Below are 3,030 nucleotides of genomic sequence, written 5' to 3' on the forward strand. Positions count from 1 at the left end.
GCGCCGGAGCCGGCGCCGAGGCGCTCCTGGTTCCAGCGCATGAAGGACGGGCTTGCCCGCTCCTCCAAGGAGCTCACCGGCAACATTGCCGGCGTCTTCACCAAGCGCAAGCTGGACGAGGAGACGCTGCAGGACCTCGAGGATGTGCTGATCCGCGCCGATCTCGGCATGGAGACGGCCTTGCGCGTTACCGACGCGCTGGCCGCCAGCCGCTACGGCAAGGACGTTTCCGACACCGAGGTCCGCGCCATCATGGCCGCCGAGGTGGAAAAAGTGCTGACCCATGTCGCCATGCCGCTGGAGCTCGATCTCTCGCACAAGCCGCATGTCATTCTGGTGGTCGGCGTCAATGGCACCGGCAAGACCACCACGATCGGTAAGCTCGCCGCCAAGCTCACCGATGGCGGCCTGTCGGTGATGCTCGCCGCCGGCGACACCTTCCGCGCCGCTGCGATCGAGCAGCTGAAGATCTGGGGCGAGCGGACGAAATCGCCGGTCATCGCCTCCAAGATCGGCGCCGATGCCGCAGGGCTCGCCTATGACGCCTTCGAGAAGGCCAGGGAGGCCGGTTCCGACGTGCTGATCATCGACACCGCCGGCCGCCTGCAGAACAAGACCGAACTGATGGCGGAGCTCGAAAAGATCGTCCGCGTGCTTGGCAAACTCGACCCGGAAGCGCCGCACACCGTGCTGCAGACAGTCGACGCCACCACCGGCCAGAACGCGCTCAACCAGGTCGAGATCTTCCGCAATATCGCCGGTGTCAACGGCCTGGTGATGACCAAGCTGGACGGCACGGCACGCGGCGGTATTCTGGTGGCGATCGCGGCAAAGCACAAATTGCCGGTTTATTTCATCGGCGTCGGCGAACAGGTCGACGACCTCGAACCGTTCTCAGCAAGCGAATTCGCCAGGGCGATCGCTGGAGTAGCCTAACAAGCATGTCCCAAAAAGGTGCAGACTTTTTGGATCAGATCATGCGCAAGAAAGAGATTCCATGAACCCACCCATTCTCGAACGCGATCCGTCGGACCCGCAGAAGCAGAAGAAGGAAGGCGTCAATCCGCTGCTCAAGCTGGTGCTGGAGCTTGGGCCGTTGATGGTGTTCTTCTTCGCCAATGCGCGCGGCGGATGGCTGGTGCAGAAATTCCCTGTTCTGGCCGAGTTCGGCGGGCCGATTTTCGTCGCCACCGGGCTGTTCATGGCCGCCACGGCAATCGCCCTGATCGCCTCGTGGCTGCTCACCCGCACCTTGCCGATCATGCCGATGGTGTCGGGCGTGGTCGTCTTCATCTTCGGCGCGCTGACGCTCTATCTGCAGGACGACATCTTCATCAAGATGAAGCCGACCATCGTCAACACGCTGTTCGGCGGCGTGCTGCTCGGCGGCCTCTACTTCGGCAAGTCGCTGCTTGGCTATGTCTTCGATTCAGCCTTCAGCCTCGACGCCGAAGGCTGGCGGAAACTGACCTTCCGCTGGGGCCTGTTCTTCCTGTTCCTGGCCATCGTCAATGAGGTGGTGTGGCGCAATTTTTCCACCGATGCCTGGGTTACTTTCAAGGTCTGGGGAATCATGCCGATCACGCTTCTGTTCACCTTCAGCCAGATGCCGCTGATCCTGCGTCATTCGCTCGAGGACAAGGCCGGCAAAGAAGAGAAGGCCGGGAAATAGAGCAGTTTCAGGAAAGTGTCCGGAGCTGCGTCAAAACAAAGGGAAACAGCGGTTCTGCGTTCGTTCAACAATGAACCGTTCTGGGGAGAGGGACATGGAATTCATCACCACGCGCGACCAGTTGAGGACGATCTACAAGACGCCACGGCCGACCGACGGTTCTATCCGCAAGGAGCTGAAAAAACTTGACGGCCATTGCCGCTCCTTCATCGGCAAGAGCCCGTTCGTGCTGATCGGCTCGTCCGACGGTGCCGGCAACGCCGACGTGACGCCGAAGGGCGACAAGCCGGGCTTTGCCACCGTTCTCGACGACACCACCATCGCCATTCCCGACCGGCCCGGCAACAACCGGCTCGACACGCTGGAGAACATCCTCCTCAATCCCTCGGTCGGGCTGCTCTTCCTCATTCCCGGCATGAACGAGACGCTGCGCGTCAACGGCGATGCCCGCATCACCGTCGACGCAAATTTGCGCGAACGGCTCGCCGTCGACGGCAGGGAGCCGCAAAGCGTCGTCGTGGTCAGCGTCAAGGCCGCCTACATGCACTGCGCAAAAGCCTTCATGCGCTCGGATTTGTGGAAGCCGGAAACCTGGTACGACCGCGCGACGCTGCCGACGCTCGGCCAGATCATGCGCGATCAGCTGGCGGTTGCCGATTCCGCCGAGGCGACCGATCGCTGGCTCGACGAGGAATACAAGAAGACGATGTGGTAGCTTTCCGGACGCGATTCGCGTCTGGACTGATTCCATACCTTGCTGAACATCCTTGCCATTTCCGGCAGCCTGCGCGCGGCCTCCACAAATTCGGCGCTGATCGCCGCACTGGCGCGCGAAGCGCCGTCCGGCTGCCGCGTCACCGTCCGTGACGGGCTCGGCCGTCTACCGATCTTCAATCCCGACGATGAAGGCGAGCGGACACCGCTCGAAGCCTCCAAGCTGATCGATGCCGTCAGCCGAGCCGACGGCCTGATCGTTTCCTGTCCGGAATATGCCCATGGCGTGCCGGGCGGGCTGAAGAACGCGCTCGACTGGCTGGTCTCGCGCGATGCCGCTGTCGCCAAGCCCGCCATGCTGGCACACGCCTCGCCGCGCTCGCTGTTCGCCCGCGCCGCACTGGCCGAGATCATGCGCACCATGTCGTTCGCGCTTTGCGACGACGTGCTGGAGATTGCCCTGCTCGGCAAGAAGCCGTCGGAGGTGGAGGCCATCCTAGCCGAGCTGGCGAACCGGCAGGCGATGTATGACGCGCTGAATGTTTTCGCGGAGTTTATCCGCTCGCGTTGAGCGGCGGCCACCCCTACATCTTCGTCATCCTAGGGCGAAGCAAGGAGCGAAGCGACGCGGCGCAGACCCTAGG

At 62.7% G+C, this 3,030-nt stretch carries 4 protein-coding genes; all 4 read left to right on the top strand.

The features are described from left to right. On the top strand, window positions 1–936 hold a 936-nt coding region (gene ftsY, locus EOC06_RS35195), incomplete at its 5' end, for a signal recognition particle-docking protein FtsY (RefSeq protein ID WP_128309971.1). 61 nt (window positions 937–997) lie between these two features. Continuing rightward, window positions 998–1,672: a septation protein A gene (locus tag EOC06_RS35200; RefSeq protein ID WP_027037447.1), complete on the top strand. Its 675-nt coding sequence runs from the start codon at window positions 998–1,000 to the stop codon at window positions 1,670–1,672. A gap of 94 nt (window positions 1,673–1,766) precedes the next feature. Continuing rightward, window positions 1,767–2,387, top strand: a complete 621-nt coding sequence (locus EOC06_RS35205; protein ID WP_023811295.1) for a pyridoxamine 5'-phosphate oxidase family protein — start codon at window positions 1,767–1,769, stop codon at window positions 2,385–2,387. A 39-nt stretch (window positions 2,388–2,426) separates the two neighbouring features. Next, on the top strand, window positions 2,427–2,957 hold the full coding sequence (locus EOC06_RS35210; protein ID WP_128309972.1) for an NADPH-dependent FMN reductase: 531 nt from the start codon (window positions 2,427–2,429) through the stop codon (window positions 2,955–2,957). The last annotated feature ends 73 nt before the right edge of the window (window positions 2,958–3,030 follow it).

Origin of the sequence: Mesorhizobium sp. M7A.F.Ca.MR.362.00.0.0 (assembly GCF_004023175.1) — a bacterium.
Taxonomy (GTDB): domain Bacteria; phylum Pseudomonadota; class Alphaproteobacteria; order Rhizobiales; family Rhizobiaceae; genus Mesorhizobium.

Coding starts and splice junctions, on each gene's coding strand:
- EOC06_RS35200 (WP_027037447.1), top strand. CDS start 998: ATGAACCCACCCATTCTCGAACGCGATCCGTCGGACCCGCAGAAGCAG.
- EOC06_RS35205 (WP_023811295.1), top strand. CDS start 1,767: ATGGAATTCATCACCACGCGCGACCAGTTGAGGACGATCTACAAGACG.